Annotated in this window: 5 protein-coding genes; 1 reads left to right on the plus strand and 4 read right to left on the minus strand. The window is 68.9% G+C overall.

The genetic code is table 11. From position 1 onward, the window contains the following. Positions 1-479: 479 nt before the first annotated feature. The 4 genes from N2041_RS14110 to N2041_RS14125 form a co-directional block, all read right to left on the minus strand. A complete protein-coding gene (locus N2041_RS14110) occupies positions 480-1,274 on the minus strand; it encodes an enoyl-CoA hydratase-related protein (protein ID WP_297679217.1) in 795 nt (264 codons plus the stop codon). Positions 1,275-1,369: 95 nt separating this feature from the next. Beyond that, entirely contained in the window at positions 1,370-2,002 is a 633-nt protein-coding gene (locus tag N2041_RS14115) for a hypothetical protein (protein ID WP_297679218.1), read from the minus strand. 103 nt (positions 2,003-2,105) lie between these two features. Then, complete coding sequence (locus N2041_RS14120; RefSeq protein ID WP_297679219.1) at positions 2,106-2,711, minus strand: hypothetical protein; 606 nt, start codon at positions 2,709-2,711, stop codon at positions 2,106-2,108. 1 nt (position 2,712) lies between these two features. Next, positions 2,713-3,189, minus strand: a complete 477-nt coding sequence (locus N2041_RS14125; protein ID WP_158066757.1) for a hypothetical protein — start codon at positions 3,187-3,189, stop codon at positions 2,713-2,715. A 415-nt stretch (positions 3,190-3,604) separates the two neighbouring features. On the opposite strand from N2041_RS14125, the gene groES reads away from it, so the two are divergent. Next, positions 3,605-3,931, plus strand: coding sequence for a co-chaperone GroES (gene groES, locus N2041_RS14130; RefSeq protein ID WP_098502681.1), 327 nt, complete (start codon positions 3,605-3,607; stop codon positions 3,929-3,931). Positions 3,932-4,168 lie beyond the last annotated feature (237 nt).

The following is a 4,168-nucleotide window of genomic DNA, read 5'->3' on the forward strand; positions in this document are numbered from 1 at the left end:
AACTCCCAACTCCCAACTCCCAACTCCGTAGCCGCGGGCCTCCGTGCCCGCGGAGGGCCGGCGAGGCCCACCCCGGCGCTCGCATCCACCAGCTTCCCGCCTCCCGGTTCCCGCCTCCCGCCTCCCGGTTCCCGGTTCCCGGAACACCCGTTGGGCGCATGGCGCCCCGCGGGGACGGAGCCCCGCGACTACGCTTGGAGGTTGGAGGTTGGAGGTTGGAGGTTATCCTTTCTCCCCGTTCCCCGTTCCCCGTTCCCCGTTCCCCGTTCCCGCACCCCGTAGCCGCGGGCCTCCGTGCCCGCGGAGGGCCGGCGAGGCCCACCCCGGCGCTCGCATCCACCAGCTTCCCGCCTCCCGGTTCCCGCTTCCCGCTTCCCGCCTCCCTCCTCCACCGCCGCCGCGGAGCGGCGGCATCCCGCGGCGCCGCCGCCGAAGGCGGCCAGCCATCCCCCGCGGCGCCAGCCGCGCCACCGCCCCGCCTAAAACTTCGAATAATCCGGCTCCCGCTTCTCCAGGAACGCCTGCACCCCCTCCCGGAACTCCGGGCTCGCCAGGCACGCCTTTTGCTGCGCCCACTCGAACGCCAGCTGGTCGGCCAGCGAGGCCCCATCGAGCGACCGCCGGACCGCCCGGCGCGTATACGTCATCGCCGAAGGCGGCAGCGCCGCGTACTCGCGCGCCGTGGCCAGCGCCGTCTCCATCAGCCGCTCCGCCGGCACCACCTTCGAGACGATGCCCAGCGCCAGCGCCTCCTGCGCATCCACCATCCGCCCCGAAAAGAACAGGTCGGCCGCCCTCTCCGGCCCGATGAGCCGCGGCAGGAAGTACGACAGCCCGCAGTCCGGCGCCAGCGCCCGCTTGATGAAAATCGTCGAGAACCGCGCCTCCTCGCTCGCAATCCGGATATCGAACGCCGAGCAGAGGCCGAAGCCCCCGCCCACCGCGACCCCATTCACCGCCGCAATCAGCGGCTTGTCGCAGTGGTGGAGCGCGAGCACCACCCGCCCCACATCGCCGATGTCGTCGACCGCCGCGAACCGGCGCCCGTGCTCGTCCGCGCCCGCCGCGCCGATCGCCTGCAGGTCGGCCCCGGCGCACCAGGCCCGCCCGGCGCCGGTCACGACGAACGCTTTCACCCGGTCGTCGCGCCGCCCCGCTTCGATGGCAGCGAGGAAGTCGGCCAGCAGGGTCCCGCCCATGGCGTTCATCCGCTCCGGCCGGTTGAAGGTAATCAGCATGACCGGGCCGTCCCGGTCGACGAGGCAATCAGGCATCGCAGGGGCTTCCTTTCACAGGCAGAATCGGCCCGCCGGGACCGGCCGGCCACGCCGATTCTGCGCGAACGCGCGCGCTCGCGAAACCGTCCGCGTCAACGGGGGGGCGCCATCAGCCACGCGTCGACCGGCACCAGCGCCGCCATGTCGCTCGCCGACGCCCCGCAACCGAAGTCGGCGCTCACCACTTTCCCGTCCCGCACCATCACCATGAACGCGAGCGAACCATCCGAGAACACGACACCGAGTGTCCCAACCGGGAGCCGCTCGACCCGCGGGTGCTTCTCACCCGGCCGGAAGATTCCGTACACCTGCGGCGCCGGGTACCCTTCCGGGCGCCGCACGAACAGCCCTTCGAGCTCGTGCTCGTACACGAAGTTGTGGCAGCTCGCGGCGGGGAATACCGGCACTTGCGTCCCCGCTGCCGCACCCGCCGGGCACGGCGGCGCCTCCGTATCGATCCGCACCTCGGTGATGCACGGCTCATCCCGCCGGGCCAGCAGCGGCGCAATCCGCGCCCAATCCCGGGAGACGAGGGCGTCGATCACGGGCTGCAGCGAAGGTTCCACCGTCGCGCTTCCCCCGGGCCCGGCCGTCGCTGTCGCCCCTGCGGTTGGCGTCGCCGGCGGCGTCGCCGTCGGCGTTGGTGCGTCCTCGTCATCGTCCGAGCAGCCCGCGGCCCCGGCAGCGACAAGTGCCGCCAGCAACACCAGCGGTACGCGCAGCATCCATCGATGAATTCGCATCATCCGCTCCGTTCCTCCTTAAATTCCTGGCGTGCTCCGGTCGTTGACTCCGCCCAGTCACGGGATCATCAATACCGTACCAGCTCTAATAGTACAGGATCAGCTGCGAAGGCGAGACCGTAGAACCTTGAGGCGGATTGATGTATTCAATGATCCCGTCATTCGCGAGGTGGCCGAAGTGCAAATGCGCGGGACTTCCGCAGCTCGCCACGGTGTAACCAACGTACAACCACGTTTCAGACTGCCCGGGAGCAATGTCGACCGACCGTCCCCAGAGAAAGGAATGATCGCCGAGATGAACGTAATTCACCGTTCCGTAGTAATAGTACGTGTTTCCTGTATGGCGGTACAGGTGAAATTTGCTGCCCGGGCATGAACTGGTTCCCTGGTAGTTGTACACCTCATAATAGAGGTAATCTGAAGAGCTTGGGTTCTGCAGGTTCGAATAGACGCTCACCCCGCTCGCGGAAAGGTCGAGCGCCCGCTCGCCGTAGCTGCTCCCGTGACTCCACTCGGAGGTGACGGTCGCGCTAGCTGCCAGCGGAGCCCGTACATACCCGTAATGGGCCGCGACGGTGGATGCGGTGAGCGCGCCGAGCACGGCAGCCGCAATCGCGATCGAAAATCTGGCACATCCGGACTGGACGAACCAACCAGCACGCCGCGCCAGGCGTTTCCATACGGGAACCATGTCAGCCCTCCCACCCCGTGCCACGGACCACCGCCTCCAGTGCCGCGATGAACGCGCCATCCGAGGTGAACCCCGTCCCCTCCGCCGCCACGACCCATTGCCCGGACGCGGCCCACGCCTCCCGCGGGCCGAACCCGCCCGCCACGCGCTCCGATGGCACGAATGCCCGGAACGCCCAGCCGTGGATATCGAGGTCGAGCTCCCGTACCACCGGGCTCGATGCCGGCCGGACCAGCGTCACCCCGCCGCACTGGGTCCATGCGGCAATGCGCAGCCCCCGGCGCTGGACCGGGTCCTCAAGGAATGCACGCACGTGCGTCGCCCCGGCCGCCGTTCGCACCTCCACCGACCGCACCGAAAATCCCGGCACCGGCTCCAGGCCCTCCAGCCGCAGCGGCAGGCTCGCCGCATCGATGGCCCCGGGGCGTTCGGCAGCCGCCGCGTCGGCCAGCTCCGGCAGGAGACCGAGCGATTCCACCGCGCCCGAGGCTGCCACCGTGACCCCCGCTGGCGCAGGTGGGCAGGCAGCCGAGCCTGTGCCGGGGCCACCAATGCCGAGCACCGCCGCAATCCCGCCCAGGGCCGCCAGGCCGCCACCCGCCGCCAGGGTGCTCCGTAGCAGAACAGTTCTTGAGACTCGCATCGATCCAGGTCCTTTGAAGAGTCCTGGAGCTTCCGCTGCATGGCCTCCGCTCCAAGCTGCTCGAACCGTAACAAGTGTATTCGCGATTTGCAATCTCCGACCTGACCCGACCAGCCGCAAAGCCCCACCGGGGCCGCCGCTCCCGGACGGCCCGTCGACCGCACCCCTCTAGCACTCTCCCGTTGCGAGTGCTAATATGCGCTCGCTACCCTCACACCAGCAGCAACCCATAGGAGGAAACGCATACCCCATGGCTGCCAAGACCGCGACCAAGACGGAGACCAAGTCCAAGCTCATCCCCCTCGCTGACCGCGTCGTGATCGTCCCCCTCAAGCAGGAGGAGATCACCGCCAGCGGCCTCGTCATCCCCGATACCGCCAAGGAGAAGCCGCAGCAGGGCGAAGTCGTCGCCGTCGGCCCCGGCCGCCTCGATGAGAACGGCAAGCGCGTCCCCATGGACATCGCCGTCGGCGACCGCATCCTCTACGCCAAGTACACCGGCACCGACGTCAAGATCGACGGCCAGGATTACATCGTCCTCAACGAGAAGGACATCCTCTGCAAGGTCGAGTACTAACCCTTTCCCACCCCGGGGGGCGCGCAGCACGGGCCACGGCCCGCCGCTGACGCGCCCCTCCGCGCGATGAACGGAGTATCCCCATGGTTGCCAAGCAACTCCTCTTCGATGAGTCCGCGCGCCGGCGCCTGCGCGACGGTGTCGATGCCCTCGCCGACGCCGTCAAGGTCACCCTCGGCCCCCGCGGCCGCAACGTCGTGATCGACAAGAAGTACGGCGCCCCCAACATCACCAAGG

Source organism: Tepidiforma sp. (assembly GCF_026419595.1).
In the GTDB taxonomy this organism is placed as follows: Bacteria; Chloroflexota; Dehalococcoidia; order Tepidiformales; family Tepidiformaceae; genus Tepidiforma.

Bases quoted from the DNA above. Each gene is read 5' to 3' on its own strand.
- groES (WP_098502681.1), top strand. From the start codon at position 3,605: ATGGCTGCCAAGACCGCGACCAAGACGGAGACCAAGTCCAAGCTCATC.
- N2041_RS14120 (WP_297679219.1), bottom strand. From the start codon at position 2,711: ATGGTTCCCGTATGGAAACGCCTGGCGCGGCGTGCTGGTTGGTTCGTC.
- N2041_RS14115 (WP_297679218.1), bottom strand. From the start codon at position 2,002: ATGCTGCGCGTACCGCTGGTGTTGCTGGCGGCACTTGTCGCTGCCGGG.
- N2041_RS14110 (WP_297679217.1), bottom strand. From the start codon at position 1,274: ATGCCTGATTGCCTCGTCGACCGGGACGGCCCGGTCATGCTGATTACC.